Here is a 17427-nt window from a genome sequence, read left to right as displayed (position 1 = left end):
AAGGCTATTTTTTTGTTTGGCTGGCGATCGCAAGTGTAGTGTGTTTTTCATCACAGCGAAAGATTGCACTATTGGCCGAATCGAGCCAATATATAAAAGTATTGAGCTTTGCAAAAGTTTACGAAGGCAATATCGAAATGTCTTTTGAGTTTTTATCGTTAGAGACTATTCAGCAATTAGCGCGAGATTACGGCTACTGGGCTGTATTTTTCGGGATTTTGCTAGAAAATCTGGGAGTCCCTCTTCCAGGCGAGACAATTACGATTGCTGGCGGGTTTTTAGCCGGCAGCGGGGAACTGAATTACTGGTACGTGCTCGGAAGCGCGATCGCCGGTGCGACTGTGGGGGGAAATTTCGGTTATGCGATCGGCAGATACGGCGGCTGGCCGCTACTGCTGAAGCTGGGAAAAATTTTCCGCTTTCGGGAAGAACAACTGTTTGACTTAAAAGAACAGTTTAGCAAAAATGCGGCTAAAGCCGTATTTTTGGGCCGTTTCATCGCACTGCTGCGAATTTTTGCCAGTCCCCTAGCGGGTATTGCAGAAATGCCCTTTTTGCAATTTTCATTCTTCAATATTTTGGGTGCCGCAAGCTGGGCATCCGTAATGGTAAGTTTGTCATACTTCCTAGGACAAGTTGTGTCTTTAGAGAAGTTAGTAGGTTGGGCTGCTCAATTTGCGGTAGTTGCTTTGCTATTAACAGTTGCTTGGATTGCAATTCCTATTTGGTTGGAGTCGCGGAATTTGGACAAGACGAAGTAGGGTTGGTACTTGTAGTATCAGTATATCGTCTGACGATGAGCCACCTCGATCCCCCCTAACCCCCCTTAAAAAGGGGGGAATAAGAACACTCAAAGTCCCCCGACCTAAGGGGGATTTAGGGGGATCTAGACTCAGCTATAAACGAGAAATACAAATAGTCTTAGTCTTAAGTTTACACCAATACTCTCTAAATCGCGCCTACATTTATAATAGGTAAAAATCATGGGATACACTACAATTTTTGACGGAAAATTTCATTTAAATAAGCGGTTATTGGACAGCGAAACTATTTACTTATTAGAGTTTTCTCGGACGAGGCGAATGAAGCGAAATCCTGAAATTTTGCAAGATGTTCCCGATGCGGCGAGAACAGCCGTGGGTTTGCCTTTGGGCGAAGAAGGTTGCTATTTTGTCAACGAAAGCTGGGATGAAGAGTCGGAATTGTCGATCGTAAATTACAACCGCCCGCCAAAGACTCAGCCCGGATTGTGGTGTAAGTGGATTCCGACTGCTGACGGCGGGGGGATTAAATGGAACGGCATGGAAAAATTTTATGATTATGTGGAATGGTTGCAGTATCTGATTGACAATTTTATCGAACCTTGGGGTTATGTTTTGAGCGGCGAGGTTAATTGGCAAGGGGAAAGCGAAGAAGATGTGGGTACGATCTGGGTTGAGAATAATGCGATCGTTTCCCCAGAAGATGCTGAGGAATTGTTGAGGTATGCGGTGTCGCCGGTATCGGTGCCAAAGGTGGTTTGGGATTGTTTCAAGACAATGAAAGCGATCGAATTTTCGCTGACAGATTGCAAGATAATTGATAAAGCTGTGGAGTTAGGAAACGGGGAAGCAGCACTGTGGATCAAGGCTAATTATGACAAATATTTTGATGGTATGGAGAGGGGTTTTGAGTTTGAGGGAGAGGTAATTGAATCCATCGATGAGGAGTAGTTTCGATTTAGAGATAATGTGGCTATAATTGTGAGTATCAGCAAATGAGGATTTAGTATGACGGCATTAACAGAAATCCGCGCAGAAGTAGTTGAAGACAAAGTTGAGGATAAAGTACAAATTTATTACTCTCCTGAAGACTATTTAATGCTGGAAGAGGGGGCAAAATTTAGAAGTGAATATCAGGATGGCAGGATAATCCCTATGACAGGCGGAACACCAAATCACAATCAAATAGCTCTTAATTTGAGCGGGACTTTGAATTTTGCTACGAAAGGACAACCGTACCGAGTATATATAAACGATTTGCGTTTGTGGATACCGTCGAAGCGAGTTTATACTTATCCTGATGTGATGTTGGTGGCGGGTAAGTTGGAGTTTGCTGAGGGCAGGAAAGATACGATTACTAATGCGGTGATGGTAGCTGAGGTTTTATCGGAATCGACGGCGGACTATGACAGGGGTGGAAAATTTAAACTTTTTCGTTCTATTCCTAGTTTTCGGGAGTATGTTTTGATCGATCAATATGAAATGCACGTCGAACAGTTTGTGAAGACGGATGATAATAAGTGGATTTTGTCTGAGTATGATGGTGCTGATGCGGTGTTGAAATTGAGTTGTGTGGAGTTTGAGATGTCGTTGGGTGAAATGTACGATCGCGTGGATTTTGAGTCGGAGTCTGAGGAGTGAAGGTGATATTCAAATTACCAATTTCGGGGCGATTGGAAATCGCGTCTACACGAACAAAGTCCGCCTGCGCGGACTGGGATAAAAGATAAAATCTGATGATTTTGAGGAAAATTTCACGGTACTAACGAATAGCCAGGAGGACATTTTATATTTGTAGGGTTGGTAGCTGTTGGTTTTCCTGGAAGCTTTTTTGAAGGTTCATTACTTTGACAAAGTATGTGTTCAGTAGTTGATTGACCACTAGCTGTCTTAGCTAAAACTACTATACCTGTATAGTTTCTTATTCCCTCTATCTTAGCTAAGGCAATTGATTGAGCAAAACGATTATCGTTGCCCAAAACAATACTATATGAGTAATTTTCTGTTTCTGACTTCATACCTAGTTGCAATTTATCTATTCTAGATACAAAACGATTGGTTTCGGCGTAAGCAGCTCGTTGTGCTTGATTCATCATACCAACATACATTTTTGCTTCTGTTTGTCTGGCTTTTTTTTGTTGATCTTCGGGATTAGTTACTCTAACATTCGCAGGCAGTAGCGTTTGCTCAGATATTTTCCGAAATACCCTTGTATTGGAACTAAAAGATGTGGGTCGAGATTCTCCAATATTATCTAATTCTAAACGCAACTGACCGTCCGCCGTGAAATCAAAAATTGTCCTTGCGACAATTTTTGATCCTACTAATAGATCTAGATTCTTTGGTTGAGTATTTACGTTAATCTGATACTTCATTTCGGTAGCCGAAGTAGGCGTATCCAACATAAATAACTTTCCTTCCTGTGTGAAAATTAATATTAAAGACTGACCTGAAACTTTTGTTTGCCATTGACCTATCAATTTTTTGGCAACATAGTTTTGAGAAATAGCAGTAGCTACAGAAGTTGAAAAAATTTTAGGATTGATTAAATTCGAGAATCGAAATCCATCTAGCACTAATAATACTGTCGAGCCAGCACAAATTAATGCCCATTTCCAAGGTAGAAGATTGGATTTTTTTTGAGTGATAGTCATATTAATTGCTTTTGAGTGGCTAGAGAAAAAATTGACGAAAAAAGAGAAATTTAATGATTCACTAAGGAGCAGACATAGTAAGAGTGTAATCGGTATCTCTAAGTCTTGACCGTACAAGAACAATGTAATTACCTACTCTTAAATTGGTTTTAATTATTCCTGGTTTTGAGTTAAAAGCAGATGTATTTTCAAGTTGATATTGAATTACTCCTGTTCCATTTCTGTCTGAATACAAAACCATTTCTACTTCGCTATTAACGCCACCTAAAGACAGACTAATGCTCGAAGGATTTGCCAGTTGAAAACTGTAAAATTTCTGTCTGTGTTTTAAATTAATACTCCCGTTTTTAGGAATCGTTTTTTCCTCTAAATAACCAACATTTTCTATTTGACTTGTATTGTTAATTATTTGCAGTGAATATGGGGTCTCTCTAGCTTTCATTTTTACAACAAGAATGTAGCTTCCCACACCCAATTCTTTTTCAATTACTCCTGTTTTTGACTTAATAGCAGATATATTTTCAAGTTGATATTGAATTACTCCTGTACCATCTCTATCTGAATATAGAAACATTTCTACTTCGCTATTCACGTCATCTAAAAATAGGCTGATATTACTGGGATTATCTATCTTGAAACGATAACGATTCTCTAAATTATTAGAGCTAACATTACCAGCGAAGGGGCAAGAATGCTCCAAAGAACCAAGGTTTACGGTACTGCCATTTTGCTCTACTGTGCAGGGCTTTTTGTCAGCAGATAGTTTTACTGGAGATGGCGATGGCGAAACTGGCACTGGAGTCACCGACACAGGAGAAGGAGTTGATGTCGGTGATGGAGAAGAAATAGGCTCTTGTTTAACAGGTTCAGATGAAGGGGGAAATTTGGGGGGTAACGATGGGGTTTCAGTCGTAGCTTTAGATTCTGATGGATTATCACATTTCAGAAAGCCAACATCCACGCCTTTCAACTTACACAGCACTGTATCTCCAAAAAGAAAGGTGGCTGTGCCAATCACAATAGGTACTACTAAAAGACTAACTCCTGCTATTTTTTTCCAAGGTATGGGACTACCACCGCTACCACCAGATGACATTAATAATTTCCTCTTCTACTAATAATTGTTGTTCAGTCACATTGCTTTCTAATAACCAGCCTGATGTTATTGAGAGCGACATCAAGCTAGTACCGTTGATTTTTGCCGAGTTTCACCTAATCATCTTTTATATTGAGATCCTTAAACCAAAAGCTATCCAATATATCATTGCCAAAAAACAATCCTGTGAGCGCCCAACTTCCATCGGTATAGCGCGAGAATTTAGCTTCGCCCGGCCCCGAAAATTTTTTCTCCGTTATTGTGCCAAGAAAGTCTGTTTTAACTATTAAATTGGAAGCTTGTAAGGTAGCTACAGCAGTATTATCTGGATTTTCACGTACTCCTAATATCTGAATTGTGCCACTTCGAGAAGATTTCCATTTATTCACTATTTTTTCTGCTTTACTTGCAGACAAGGATTTATCTTGTTTTATCAAGTCACAGCCAGTAGTTAAAGTAGACAATACTCCTACACTACCAATATAAGATAAGGTAATTAAACTGAATGTTAGCAATTTTTTACTTAACATGAAGCTTCCTGTTAATTAATTATTAACAATATTTGATCGAGGCTGGAATATTCTATGAGACTCCAACACAAACACTGTTTCTGTTGATTAGATTCCATATTATCAAATCCACATCTGTCTTAAGACTCAAAAAAGTAATATAAAAGTATTTTAAAAGTAGTACAAAAGTAATAACCAGGTCTAGAGACCAAGTGGTGGGAGTATTATGCTAAAATCTGGTATGAGGTAGAAATTTTAGCTATGAAGGGACTTTAACATATGACAGTTGACGAAGCCATAGCGATCGCAGAAACAGCCCTTAACTACGATCGCCTCAACAAAGTTCAAGAGTTAGTGTTTCGTCAATCCTGGGAAGGGCGGTCTTATAAAGAAATTGCAGCCAGTGCTGAATATGAATATGATTATATCAAAGATGCTGGTGCTAAACTGTGGAAGCTACTTTCAAAAGCACTAGAAGAAAAAGTCAAAAAAGATAATCTCAAGTCAGTATTGAAACGATATTTAAGACGAGGCAAAGTGAATCTACAGCGAAATCTGACGATAGAAGTTAACCTCACTGGTGCAAATCTCAGTGGAGCAAACCTCAGTGGAGCAAGATTATTTGCAAATTTAAGTGAAGCTGACTATGTTCAAGCTGATTTAGATAAAACTATAAACGCTGACGGTGAAACTAAATTATCTGACTCTGAAAACGAAATTGACTGGAACGGTTTTTGCTTTCACTGCGACGCACAAGTGAAAATTGCCGAAATACTCGATCGCACTTCTACTCTCTTCATCCCCAACTCCCAACTCCGACTCGCAACACCGGAAGGTAGACGGAATCTAGAAGCTGACTTTCTGATTTTCCACCAAAACAAGTTAGGAATGCTGAAAATTGACAGTGAATCATCCCATCAAAACACAACAGAAGATGAAATGTGCGGGCTTTCTATAGATTCTAGCATCAGTCTTATCAAACATTACGACGCTACCCGATGCAGCGAACAACCCGATTTAGTTGTGCAGGAGTTTTTGGAAATATTGAGTCAGGCATAGACATGATACCAAATCCTGCCATAATATCCATTCTACTCTTCAGTCTCGCGTTGCGCGGACTTCGTTTGTGTAGTTGCGGTTTCAACCGCCGAATGACTTTCGTTGGTAAAGATTACATCCTCATAGATAGCATCCATGCTAGTGCGAAAATCCACACTAGCTAAGTGAATTTCACTTCCTTGCGTGTAAGAATGTAAAACCCACAACCCCTCAGCATTGCGGCGGAAACACTCTACCCGCTGCCGCTTTTGACTAATTAACACATACTCCTGAAGCGTTTCTAATTCTTGATAATCAGCAAACTTATCGCCGCGATCGAATCCTTCAGTTCCATCAGACAAAACCTCGATAATTAAACAAGGATATTTTTTAAATGATTTAAAAGCTTTGTCCCGTTCATCGCAGCTTACCATCACATCGGGATAGTAATAAATATTCCTAGATTCAATCCTAGCTTTCATGTCTCCAGTGTAGAGCTTACAGCCATTGCCCCGGACATGATCGGTTAGTGTTTTGACTAAGTTGACACATATTGTCACATGAGATTCAGTAGCACCTGCCATTGCGTAGGTTTCGCCCTGAATATACTCATGTTTGATCTGGCTGAGTTCTTCTAATTTTAGATACTCTTCCGGCGAGATGTAATTTGGGCTTTGATTTGCAACCATTGGCTTTATATGGAGTTTTTGATAATTGTAGATTCCGACCACTTTTATTATACCACGCTCACTCTGTTTTCAAGGTCGCAATCTGTTGAGCAAACCACATAGCTGCACTGCCATTTGTTTCTTCATTCAAACGTTCCAAAGTTTGATTCAATAAAGAAACTGGCAGCCCTGACAGTGCTAGAGAAGTTTCACATTCCTGATACTTGCCGTTTGACTGCAACTGAAAGGCAAAAACTCGCAAACCTTTAACGTCAATTACCCAATATTCAGGAATCCCCAAATCGGCATAGAGATATTTTTTTTCGTCTAAATCTATTGTTAAAGTTGTGTCAGAAATTTCGCCTACTAAATCCGGTACTCGCCACTGTTCTAAATTAATGTAACGCCGTTCTCCTCTTTGCCAAGTTGGGTATTCGCTACCTATATAAAGCATTAAATCTGGCGAAGCAGCTTGCTTTTTCGGTTTTTCCAGCAAGCAGCCGCCCAGGGAACTGAATATCAGTCCTGGTACTTGACTAAACCAGAAAGCAAACAACATGGTGAACAAGTTATTGATGCTGGCGTGATTGATTCCTTCTTTTCCCATATCGATGACCAAGAGCCGATCGCAATTAAAGAACAATCCGATATTATCATTTTTGCGATCGTCGCGAACAGCCAGGTAGTCTTCCCAAGTCGCGGTTGTCCAGTGGGATGAAGTTGCTGTAATATTCGTTTCGATAACTGTCGCAATTGAGGCTGTCATGGCAGTTTATAAGATTTTCAACTATTTTATCCCTACTTTAACAAATAAGGTGGGCATTGCCCACCTTATTCTTAGTCCGCGCACCATCCGGACTTTGTTTGTGTGCCCGTAAACTCCCCGAATTCTATTCGGTGGGCTGATTTTTCAGCCAATATCTAACCCCGATTTTTCTCCGACCAAACGCGAGTTGGCAGTCCCCAAACGTAGACAAATCCTTCGGCGGCTTTGTGGTCGAATTCATCCTCGGCGCCGTAGGTTGCTAAGTCGAAACTGTACAGCGAATTCTCGGATTTGCGGCCGACAATTGTGGCATTTCCTTTGAACAGTTTGAGGCGCACGGTTCCAGTTACTCGCTTTTGCGTGTCCTGAATAAATGCGTCTAAAGCAGTTTTTAACGGGTTGTACCAAAGACCGTTATAAATCATTTGGCTGTAGGTTTCTTCGATGCCGCGCTTGTATCGAGTCACATCTGCTGTCAAGGTCAAACTTTCTAAGTCTCGGTGCGCGTGCATCAAAACTAAAATCGCTGGTGTTTCGTAAATTTCCCGCGATTTAATCCCAACTAGGCGGTTTTCAATCATGTCAATCCGTCCGACGCCGTGATTTCCAACTATTTCGTTGAGTTGGGTAATTAAGGCGACTGGTGATAATTCTTTGCCGTTCAAACTGACAGGATTTCCGCTCTCAAAACCAATTTCTAGGTATTCGGGTTTGTCGGGGGTGTTTTCGATCGCCTTTGTCATCAAATAAACTTCTTCCGGCGGTTCAGCCCAAGGATCTTCGAGGATGCCGGCTTCAATTGCCATTCCTAACAAATTGCGATCGATACTGTAAGGCGAAGACTTCTTCACCGGCGACGGAATCCCGCATCTCTCACCGTAGGCGATCGTTTCTTCGCGGCTCATTTTCCATTCGCGCGCTGGTGCTAAAATCTTGATCTTGGGATTCAGCGCGCCGATCGACACATCGAACCGCACTTGGTCATTTCCCTTACCAGTACAACCGTGGGCGATCGCATCTGCACCATACTTTTCGGCAGCTTCTACTAACAGTTTAGCAATCAGCGGGCGAGCTAGAGCCGTCGAAAGCGGATAGCGGTTTTCGTAAAGCGCGTTAGCTTGAATGGCTGGGAAGGCATAATCTTTGACAAATTCCTCGGTAGCATCGATTACCAGCGATTCCGAAGCACCGGATGCTAAAGCTTTTTTGCGGATTGGTTCTAATTCGTCTCCCTGTCCCAAATCCGCCGCCAGAGTAATTACCTCTTCGACTCCCCACTCGTTTTTGAGGTAAGGAATGCAGACGGAGGTATCGACTCCGCCTGAATATGCTAGCACAACTTTTTTAGCGCGACTCATTGCTATTTAGATCCTGAATTTAACTTAATACGGTTGGGCCCGAGCCCGATCCCCCCTAGCCCCCCTTAAAAAGGGGAGTAGGGGGTGGGACAAGATTCTTCTCAAAGTCCCCCTTCTTAAGGGGGATTTAGGGGGATCTCCGGGTCATAAACAGTGTTAACCCAACCGTATTGGAATTTAACCAACTTTTTATTATGCACCTAATTGAGATCAATTCTTGTCAGAAATAGTACAGATTTAGATATTCTTTTTTTGCTCAACTTTGCTATTTCCCATGAGGACTTGCTGCGAAAAATCTGCTACCGTGGGATACGGTAACTGTGGCGATGGGGAAAAGCCGTGTTTTTTAGTGTTGTGATTCCGACGTACAATCGTAAACCGATTTTGGCAAAATGTCTACTGGCTTTGGAAAACCAGCAGTTTGGTAGCACGATCGCAGATTATGAGGTAATTGTAGTCGATGACGGCTCGACAGATGGCACGCTGGAGTGGTTGGCCGCAGATGCCGAGTTTTTGCCGCACGTGCGATCGATCTGTCAATCTCACCAAGGCCCCGCCGCCGCCAGGAATTTGGGCGTTGAAGATGCTAAAGGCGAGACAATTATTTTTATTGATAGCGATTTAGTCGTCACAAAGGATTTCTTGCAAGCACACGCAGATGCTTTGTTACAGGCTTACAAAGATACTGATGCGGTTTTTACTTACGGCAGTGTGATTAATACTTGCAATTTCGACAATCCCACTGCGGAACCTTACAAAATAACTGATTTTTCGGCTGCTTATTTTGCAACGGGAAATGTCGGCATCGCCCGTCACTGGCTGCTGGAAGCTGGATTGTTTGATACTCGCTTTCAACTTTACGGATGGGAAGATTTAGAATTGGGTGTCAGGTTGAAAAAATTAGGTTTAAAATTGATTAAATGTCCGGCTGCCGTCGGCTATCACTGGCATCCACCTTTTAATTTAGAGCAAATTCCTGGGATGATTGACCGAGAAATTCAGCGCGGGAGAATGGGAGTTTTGTTTTATCAAAAACACCCGAGTTGGGAAGTGCGGCTGATGATTCAAATGACTGTTTTGCACCAAATACTCTGGGGAGTTTTATCTTTGGGCGGGATGCTGAACGAGCGCACTATGAAACCTTTTTTGCAGTGGTTGATCGACCGAGGTAAGTCGCAGTTAGCTTTAGAAATTGCTCGAATTTTTCTGAATTGGTATAATGTCAAAGCCGTGTATGCTGCTTGCGATGAATTGCACGCTCCCACAAAGATGCCATAGATCGTGCCATTTTAGATTTTAGATTTTAGATTGATATTGACTGATGAGTAAGCTGTACGGCATTTAAATTGTAGATTTCAAGGCCCTATTCCCTACTCGTCAAATCCTCTCCTCCTCTAATATCGCAGACAATCTAGATGCTGTACAGGCGATCGCCCCGATCGCGCCAACGCCTCAACAAAACTTAAGATACGGTAGCCGGTTGTCAGGCTCGATTTGCTTGCCGTGCAGAGCCGGTAGATATACTTAAAAACAAACATTGAGCAACTAGCCCAATAGTAGCGAAACCGCGTTCTAATCACTGTTTGAATTTTATATTTAATGAAATTTGCCGGATTTATGCGTTATTTGAGGAATATCGGCTGTTTTCTCGATCGCCTGCAATAATTTGCTGAAACAAAAAATTAAAGATGCAGACATTTTTGATAGACTGAATAGAAATTAAGGGGTGCGTTATGTTGGCAGGCGATCGGACAGTGCCACTGGCATAGCACAAAAGGGAAGCTGTGTGTCTGATTTATGCTGCCATAGCTAATAAAAGCATCGCATACAGCCACTCAATGACTCCTGTCCAAAAACGGATACCGTCTCACATTCTTCTGTCACCAGAAAGAATTGGTTGAAAGCCCCAAGTCTTTGAGGGAGAAATTAAAATCAGACTATTCATTACTCCAATCCTCTGACCTATAGGTAGAGGTCGCTCTCAAACTGTCAACTGTCAACTGTCAACTGTTGAAGAGCATCCCAAAATTTTAGATAAAAGTTCAATCTCCCAGATTCATCTACCCTTGTAAATCTAAAATCGTTGGACGATCGCCCTAGCCGAACGTCTGACCCCGAAATCTCCAATCTAAAATAGAATGACCAGCGATTGACAAACAGGATGCGGAGCTGATAGAAACTTATACTGCTCAAATTCGCGCCATAAATCAACATCTACCCAATTTTATTGTTGCCGCAAGCTCATAGTTCCACCTATAAGCACTTGCGCTTTAATGATTCTTACAATTTGATTAATACACACTATATTACGCAGCAAAATTATCATATGAAAACAAAATAGTAAACGCTATAGATAGAAAAGCTGCGTAGATATTCCTAAGACTCTGAGGGGTTATCGTGAATAAATTTGACCAAAAATACGCCAAAATAACAACAAAACAATCTGAAATATCTGGCTTAAAACAAAACATTTTAATTGTTGACGACCACCCAGAAAGCTTGCGTCTTTTATCCAAGTTGTTGTCCGACCGGGGATATCAAGTGCGGCCAACACAGGATGGAAAATTAGCCCTTAAGTTTGCGCGATCGACTCCACCAGATTTAATTTTGCTGGACATTATGATGCCCGGTCTAGATGGCTATCAAGTCTGCCAACAGCTAAAAGCTGCTCCTGAAACCAAAGATATTCCTGTAATTTTTATCAGCTCTTTAAATGAAACTTTTGATAAAGTTAAAGCTTTTTCGCTGGGAGCTATAGACTACATTACTAAACCATTTCAAATAGAAGAATTGGTCGCTCGCGTCGAAAGTCAAATGCATCTGAGCAGGCTTTCTCGGCAAGTAGTAGCACAAAATGCGCGCCTGGAAGCAGAAATAGAAGAACGCAAGCGGGTCGAAGCACAACTGCGAGAAAGTCAGCAATGGCTGTCGGCAGTAATTAAAATGAATCCTAATGTTTTGTACGTTTACGATGTGATAGAACAGCGAATTCTGTATCTCAATCGCGAACTATATATCGATCTTGGCTACTCGCTGGAAGAAATACAGCAAATGCCAGCAGCATTTCTTCCTAACTTAATACACCCTGACGATTTGCCAGCATTCTCAGAACACATGAGGAGGATTCAGACATCAAAAGATGGTGAAAGCTTTGAGTTTGAATACCAAATAGAACACAAAAATGGTGAATTTCGCTGGTTTTTTAGCCGGGATACGGTGTTTTCAAGGACGGTGGAGGGCAAACCTTGGAAAATTCTGGGAACTGCTACTGAAATTAGCGATCGCAAGCAAGCAGAATTCGAGCTTAAAACAGCTTTGGCTGCTTTGGAGCGGCAAATCAAGCAAAGATTTCTGCTAGAAACAATTAGTCTGGAGATTCGTTATAGTTTAAAGCAGGATCAAGTTTTTGAAACAGCGGTTGCCCAAATAGGTCGGATTTTTAATGCCGATTATTGCTCAATTCATACCTACAAAGAAGACCCAATTCCTCGCCTTTCTTGTGTAGGTCAGTACAAAAAGTCTGAAATTAAATCGCTTTTAGATTTGGGAATTACCTTGATAGACAATCCTCATGCTGAGTTTGTATTGTCCCAAGACAAAGTTGTAGTTTCTGACGATGTTTTTGCAGAACCGCTGCTAGAAAAATACCGAGATTTGTGCTGTCAAATAGGTTTGAATTCGATGATGTGCATCCGGACTTCATACCAAGGAAAAGCTAACGGCATGATTTGCTTGCATCAGTACGATCTCCCCCGCCACTGGACGCAAAATGAGATCAGATTATTGAAAGCTGTCGCCGCACAAATGGGAATTGCGATCGCTCAAGCCAATCTTCTGGAACAAGATAAAGAGCAGCGACTTAAATTGCAAAAAAGCGAAGCTAGTCTAGCAGCAGCCCAGAAAATTGCCCATATCGGCAATTGGGAATTCGATATCGTCACCAATAAAAATATTTGGTCGGAAGAAGTATTTCGCATTTTTGGTCTGGACTCAGCCGCACCTGAACCGACATATATCGAACTTTTACAGATGTATCATCCAGAGGACAGAGAGTTGTTTCAACAAACTGTCAGCCTTGGTATCTCACAGGGAACTTCCTACAAAAAAGAGTTGCGAATTTTGCATCCCAGCGGTCAAATCAGATACCTCGAAACAAGGGGAGAAGCTATTTTTAACAAATCCCTAGAAGTAATTAAACTGTTTGGAACAGTAATGGATATCACCGATCGCAAAGAAGCGGAAGCAGCGCTGCAAATTAGCGAAGAACGTTTTTACCTGGCATTTGAAGCCAGTGCGACGGGATTGTGGGATTGGAATCTTGCCACGGGAGAAGTCTATTTTAATTCACGGTGGAAGACGATGCTGGGATATGAAGTAGAGGAAATAGAAAATAGTTATGCAGCCTGGGAAAGACTTGTACATCCAGATGATTTGCCTCTGGCTACAGCAGCGATAAATGCTCACCTGGTAGGCAAAAAACCGACCTACGAAGCAGAATTTCGGATGCTGACAAAATTCGGCGAATGGAAGTGGATTTTGGCTCAAGCTAAGGTGATGGAACGTGATGATTCGGGAAATCCTTTGCGGATGACGGGCACGCATATCGATATTAGCGATCGCAAACAAGCCGAAGCAAGTTTGCGAAGTAGCGAACAGCGAGAACGAGAAAAAGCCCAACAGTTAGAACAAACTCTGGAATACTTAAAAAATGCTCAATCACAACTGATTCAAGCCGCAAAAATGTCAAGTATTGGGCAAATGGTGGCGGGAGTTGCCCATGAAATCAATAACCCCGTCAGCTTCATCTACGGCAATATTATTCCCGCCGCACAGTACGCTAAAGATTTGGTAAAATTGATCCAGCTTTACCAGCAAAATTATCCCGAACCAGTGCCAGAAATTGCCGAAGAATTGGCAGAAATAGAAGTGGATTTTATCGCTGAGGATTTCCCCAGAGTGCTGGCTTCAATGCAAGCAGGTGCTAACAGAATTAAGCAGATCGTGTTGTCCTTGCGAAACTTTTCGAGACTCGATGAAAAAGAGCGCAAAGTCACCGACATTCATGAAGGGATAGAGAGCACTTTGGTGATTTTGCAGCATCGATTGCAGTCACAGCTAGAAGGTCGGGAAATTCAAGTTGTCAAAAATTATGGCAAACTGCCAAATGTCGAGTGTTATCCGGCGCAATTAAACCAAGTTTTTATGAATTTGCTGTCAAATGCGATCGATGCTGTGGAAGAGTCATCAGCAACCTGTAATGACAAAGTTAGTCAGATTCGCATTATTACGGAAGTCAGCAGCGAAAATCAAGTGTGCGTGCGGATTGCTGACAGCGGGCCCGGTATCTGTCCCGAGGTTCAGTCAAGGATGTTTGACCCATTTTTTAGTACAAAGCCGATCGGCAGTGGCACTGGTTTGGGATTGTCGATTAGTTACCAAATTGTGAAAGACCGCCACGGCGGTAATTTGTGGTGTCATTCAGAAGTTGACCGAGGTACAGAATTTGCGATCGAACTACCGATTTCGCAAAAAGTCAAAAGTAAAATAGGTTTGTAGTGAGGACTTTAGTCCTCAGAAAGAAGGACTAAAGTCCTCACTACGAACCTTTTATGAAAGGTAATTGACCGAAAATAATGTCAAAACCTGAAATTTTCTCCGATATTTTAAGCAAACGGTTTAGCGTTTAGTTTGATTTTAACCTAACTGTGATATAATTAAAAGCTACTTTTTTCGCTGCCAGACGTTTCACTCTTTCTCTTGGGAGTGAATTTGAGAGTTGATTTAATACATACTATCTCAACTTAAGTCTGTAGCATCTACCACATTTTAACTGAATTATGACTGACTCAATTCGCTTCCTGATGTGCGCTCCCGACCACTACGATGTAGATTACGTGATTAACCCTTGGATGGAGGGAAATGTCCACAAATCATCGCGCGATCGCGCCGTCGAACAGTGGGAGAAACTTTACCACGTGTTGAAAGACAACGCCGTTGTAGACTTGGTACCGCCCGAAAAAGGCTGGCCGGATATGGTGTTCACCGCCAACGCTGGCTTACTTTTAGGCAATACTTTTGTCCTCAGCCGCTTCTATCACAAGGAACGCCAAGGCGAAGAACCCTATTTCAAAGCATGGTTTGAAAACAAAGGTTTCACCGTGCACGAACTCCCGAAAGACTTGCCGTTTGAGGGTGCGGGCGATGCTTTGCTCGATCGCGAAGGACGCTGGTTGTGGGCAGGATACGGCTTCCGTTCCGAACTCGACTCGCACCCATTGCTAGCAAACTGGCTGAATATTGAAGTGCTATCGCTGCGTTTAGTAGACGAACGTTTCTATCACCTAGATACCTGTTTTTGTCCGCTCACAGGCGGCTATTTGCTGTACTATCCCGCAGCATTTGACTCTTACTCGAACCGCCTCATTGAAATGCGAGTAGCGCCGGAAAAACGGATTGCGATCGAAGAAGCAGATGCCGCTAATTTTGCTTGCAATGCTGTCAATATTGACAAAGTTGTGGTAATGAACAAGGTGAGCGAAGGCTTGAAAACGCGCATCACTCAAGCCGGCTTCCAAGTCATTGAAACCCCGATGAGCGAATTTTTGAAAGCGGGCGGTGCCTGTAAGTGTTTGACGCTGCGGGTGAATGAACCTGTGCAAGAAGATCGATCGGCAAACGTGATGGTAGAAAGCCGCACCATTCGCATGGCAGGCCACTTGCTCGATGCTGGTTTAATCAGTCGTGCTTTAGACTTAATTATCGAAAACGGCGGCAGTTTCCAAGTGCTCAATTTCAATTTAGGAGAACAGCGTCAAAGCACATCATCTGCGGATGTGAAAGTTTCGGCACCTTCCCACGATGTGATGGAAGAAATCATGGGATTGCTGATTGACTTGGGTGCAGTGCCACCGCCGCAAGAGATTTGCGACGCTATTTTAGAAGATGTCGTGCAAGATGGTGTCGGCCCAGACGACTTTTACGTTAGTACAATTTATCCTACAGAAGTGCGGGTAAACGGTCAGTGGGTGAAAGCACGAAATCAGCGGATGGATGGTGCAGTTGCGATTACTGAAACCGCAGAAGGCCCGGTGGCTACGTGCAAATTGTTGCGCGATTTAAAAATAGGTGAAAAAGTCGTTGTCGATGTCGTCGGTATCCGCACTATCCGCAAAACAGAATCGCGGGAACAGCGCAATTCTCAAGAATTTAGCTTCATGTCCGGTAGCGTTTCTAGCGAGCGCCGGGTAGAATTGGTAGTGGAACAAGTAGCGTGGGAATTGCGCCAAATTCGCGATCGGGGCGGTAAAGTTGTAGTGACGGCGGGGCCTGTTGTGATCCACACCGGCGGTGGCGAACATTTAGCGCATTTGATTCGCGAAGGTTACGTGCAAGCATTGTTAGGTGGAAATGCGATCGCAGTTCACGACATGGAACAATCGAGCATGGGAACTTCTTTGGGAGTTGACATGAAACGTGGCGTAGCTGTGCGCGGCGGACACCGACACCACTTGAAAATGATTAACACTGTGCGCCGTTATGGCAGTATTGCTAAAACCGTGGAAGCAGGCGTGATTACTAGCGGTGTGATGTACGAGTGCGTGAAGCACAATATACCGTATTCTCTGGCTGGTTCGATCCGCGATGACGGGCCGCTTCCCGACACGCAAATGGATTTGGTGAAGGCTCAAGAAGAGTATACTGAGCTGTTACGGGGCGCGGATATGGTGTTAATGCTGTCGTCTATGCTGCATTCCATTGGTGTGGGAAATATGACTCCGGCGGGTGTAAAGATGGTCTGTGTGGACATTAATCCGGCTGTGGTGACGAAATTGAGCGATCGGGGGTCGATCGAATCTACTGGAGTTGTCACCGATGTGGGATTGTTCCTGAGTTTGTTGGTGAATCAATTGGATAAGTTGACTAGCCGCCATCATGTAACTCAATCTGTTTAGATTTAGCTAGTAGACATCTCCCATAATTATTGTGGAACAGGCATCCTGCCTGTTCAAGACAGGCAATTCTTGGGATGTCTAGTAGGGTGCGTCAGATTTGAGATTTTCAAGTTGTACGGAAAGCATATTTCTGACGCACCGTTTGGCTTTATAAAGTTTGCCAAAGTTCCATTCTCAACTTAATGCTCTAATTACAAGAAGCAGAAGTGCAACTACTAGCAAGCCACCATAAAATATGAAATAGCGATCGCCTCAACATTCATCTTCTCAAGTTTGTAAGGGGCGATCGCTATTTCACCCAACAACAAATATTCTCAAATGATTTGATGTGTTTTAGAGGGCGATTTCCTGCATCGCCTGCATCATCTGCCTCTCCAAAAACTACGTTGACCGATCTAATATTTAGCATATTTTAAAAAATTGTTAAAAGCGATAAGGTTCAGCAAAAATAAATTCAGAATAATTTTGCGCCGTTTCAGCGATCGCTCAAACTATCAAGAATTTAAAAATCTTCTTGGCGTAAGGCTTTCAACAGTAGCAGATTTGGAATTTGGAATTGCTGCTGAGAAACAAACAAGGTGCGTTACATTTCATTAACACACTCTACAAGATCGGCGATCGCACT

Annotated in this window: 13 protein-coding genes; 7 read left to right on the top strand and 6 right to left on the bottom strand. The window is 42.6% G+C overall.

Going from position 1 to position 17427, the window contains the following annotated elements:
* Positions 1-137 precede the first annotated feature (137 nt).
* From QZ938_RS09035 to QZ938_RS09025, 3 genes are all read left to right on the top strand, one after another.
* On the top strand, positions 138-761 hold the full coding sequence (locus QZ938_RS09035; RefSeq protein ID WP_293348951.1) for a DedA family protein: 624 nt from the start codon (positions 138-140) through the stop codon (positions 759-761).
* A gap of 222 nt (positions 762-983) precedes the next feature.
* The gene (locus tag QZ938_RS09030) at positions 984-1712 is read left to right on the top strand and encodes a hypothetical protein (RefSeq protein WP_293348869.1); all 729 of its coding nucleotides are present in this window, start codon (positions 984-986) and stop codon (positions 1710-1712) included.
* Positions 1713-1769: 57 nt separating this feature from the next.
* The gene (locus QZ938_RS09025; RefSeq protein ID WP_293348866.1) at positions 1770-2402 is read left to right on the top strand and encodes a Uma2 family endonuclease; all 633 of its coding nucleotides are present in this window, start codon (positions 1770-1772) and stop codon (positions 2400-2402) included.
* A gap of 113 nt (positions 2403-2515) precedes the next feature.
* Here the strand turns inward: QZ938_RS09025 and QZ938_RS09020 are convergent, their stop codons facing one another.
* The 3 genes from QZ938_RS09020 to QZ938_RS09010 form a co-directional block, all read right to left on the bottom strand.
* On the bottom strand, positions 2516-3415 hold the full coding sequence (locus QZ938_RS09020; RefSeq protein WP_293348863.1) for a type IV pilin-like G/H family protein: 900 nt from the start codon (positions 3413-3415) through the stop codon (positions 2516-2518).
* Positions 3416-3476: 61 nt separating this feature from the next.
* Complete coding sequence (locus QZ938_RS09015) at positions 3477-4511, bottom strand: hypothetical protein (protein ID WP_293151050.1); 1035 nt, start codon at positions 4509-4511, stop codon at positions 3477-3479.
* A 116-nt stretch (positions 4512-4627) separates the two neighbouring features.
* Positions 4628-5041 (bottom strand): hypothetical protein, encoded by a 414-nt coding sequence (locus QZ938_RS09010; protein ID WP_293151048.1) that lies wholly within the window; start codon positions 5039-5041, stop codon positions 4628-4630.
* A gap of 258 nt (positions 5042-5299) precedes the next feature.
* Here QZ938_RS09010 and QZ938_RS09005 point away from each other — a divergent pair, with 258 nt between their 5' ends.
* The gene (locus QZ938_RS09005; RefSeq protein ID WP_293348860.1) at positions 5300-6079 is read left to right on the top strand and encodes a pentapeptide repeat-containing protein; all 780 of its coding nucleotides are present in this window, start codon (positions 5300-5302) and stop codon (positions 6077-6079) included.
* Positions 6080-6111: 32 nt separating this feature from the next.
* Here QZ938_RS09005 and QZ938_RS09000 read toward each other — a convergent pair whose 3' ends face one another.
* The 3 genes from QZ938_RS09000 to QZ938_RS08990 all read right to left on the bottom strand — a co-directional run bounded on the left by QZ938_RS09000 (position 6112) and on the right by QZ938_RS08990 (position 8850).
* Positions 6112-6747: a Uma2 family endonuclease gene (locus QZ938_RS09000; RefSeq protein ID WP_293337689.1), complete on the bottom strand. Its 636-nt coding sequence runs from the start codon at positions 6745-6747 to the stop codon at positions 6112-6114.
* 58 nt (positions 6748-6805) lie between these two features.
* Positions 6806-7492: a Uma2 family endonuclease gene (locus QZ938_RS08995; protein WP_293148555.1), complete on the bottom strand. Its 687-nt coding sequence runs from the start codon at positions 7490-7492 to the stop codon at positions 6806-6808.
* Positions 7493-7647: 155 nt separating this feature from the next.
* Positions 7648-8850, bottom strand: coding sequence for an argininosuccinate synthase (locus tag QZ938_RS08990; RefSeq protein WP_293148553.1), 1203 nt, complete (start codon positions 8848-8850; stop codon positions 7648-7650).
* A gap of 339 nt (positions 8851-9189) precedes the next feature.
* Here QZ938_RS08990 and QZ938_RS08985 point away from each other — a divergent pair, with 339 nt between their 5' ends.
* The 3 genes from QZ938_RS08985 to QZ938_RS08975 all read left to right on the top strand — a co-directional run bounded on the left by QZ938_RS08985 (position 9190) and on the right by QZ938_RS08975 (position 16802).
* Positions 9190-10128 carry a glycosyltransferase gene (locus tag QZ938_RS08985; RefSeq protein ID WP_293348857.1) on the top strand — a complete coding sequence of 313 codons (939 nt, stop codon included), beginning with the start codon at positions 9190-9192 and terminating at the stop codon, positions 10126-10128.
* Positions 10129-11247: 1119 nt separating this feature from the next.
* The gene (locus tag QZ938_RS08980) at positions 11248-14406 is read left to right on the top strand and encodes a PAS domain-containing protein (protein WP_293348854.1); all 3159 of its coding nucleotides are present in this window, start codon (positions 11248-11250) and stop codon (positions 14404-14406) included.
* 281 nt (positions 14407-14687) lie between these two features.
* Positions 14688-16802, top strand: a complete 2115-nt coding sequence (locus tag QZ938_RS08975; RefSeq protein ID WP_293348851.1) for a TIGR00300 family protein — start codon at positions 14688-14690, stop codon at positions 16800-16802.
* The last annotated feature ends 625 nt before the right edge of the window (positions 16803-17427 follow it).

Source organism: Microcoleus sp. CAWBG27, assembly GCF_020883145.1.
In the GTDB taxonomy this organism is placed as follows: Bacteria; Cyanobacteriota; Cyanobacteriia; order Cyanobacteriales; family Microcoleaceae; genus Microcoleus.
The sequence above is the reverse complement of the archived record's forward strand: the minus strand, read 5'-3'. Positions and strand labels throughout refer to the sequence as shown.

What these genes read in the sequence shown, in the direction of transcription:
- QZ938_RS08990 (WP_293148553.1), bottom strand. Translation starts at nt 8,850, where the DNA reads ATGAGTCGCGCTAAAAAAGTTGTGCTAGCATATTCAGGCGGAGTCGAT.
- QZ938_RS09000 (WP_293337689.1), bottom strand. Translation starts at nt 6,747, where the DNA reads ATGGTTGCAAATCAAAGCCCAAATTACATCTCGCCGGAAGAGTATCTA.
- QZ938_RS09030 (WP_293348869.1), top strand. Translation starts at nt 984, where the DNA reads ATGGGATACACTACAATTTTTGACGGAAAATTTCATTTAAATAAGCGG.
- QZ938_RS09010 (WP_293151048.1), bottom strand. Translation starts at nt 5,041, where the DNA reads ATGTTAAGTAAAAAATTGCTAACATTCAGTTTAATTACCTTATCTTAT.
- QZ938_RS08995 (WP_293148555.1), bottom strand. Translation starts at nt 7,492, where the DNA reads ATGACAGCCTCAATTGCGACAGTTATCGAAACGAATATTACAGCAACT.
- QZ938_RS09020 (WP_293348863.1), bottom strand. Translation starts at nt 3,415, where the DNA reads ATGACTATCACTCAAAAAAAATCCAATCTTCTACCTTGGAAATGGGCA.
- QZ938_RS09025 (WP_293348866.1), top strand. Translation starts at nt 1,770, where the DNA reads ATGACGGCATTAACAGAAATCCGCGCAGAAGTAGTTGAAGACAAAGTT.
- QZ938_RS09015 (WP_293151050.1), bottom strand. Translation starts at nt 4,511, where the DNA reads ATGTCATCTGGTGGTAGCGGTGGTAGTCCCATACCTTGGAAAAAAATA.
- QZ938_RS09035 (WP_293348951.1), top strand. Translation starts at nt 138, where the DNA reads ATGTCTTTTGAGTTTTTATCGTTAGAGACTATTCAGCAATTAGCGCGA.
- QZ938_RS09005 (WP_293348860.1), top strand. Translation starts at nt 5,300, where the DNA reads ATGACAGTTGACGAAGCCATAGCGATCGCAGAAACAGCCCTTAACTAC.
- QZ938_RS08975 (WP_293348851.1), top strand. Translation starts at nt 14,688, where the DNA reads ATGACTGACTCAATTCGCTTCCTGATGTGCGCTCCCGACCACTACGAT.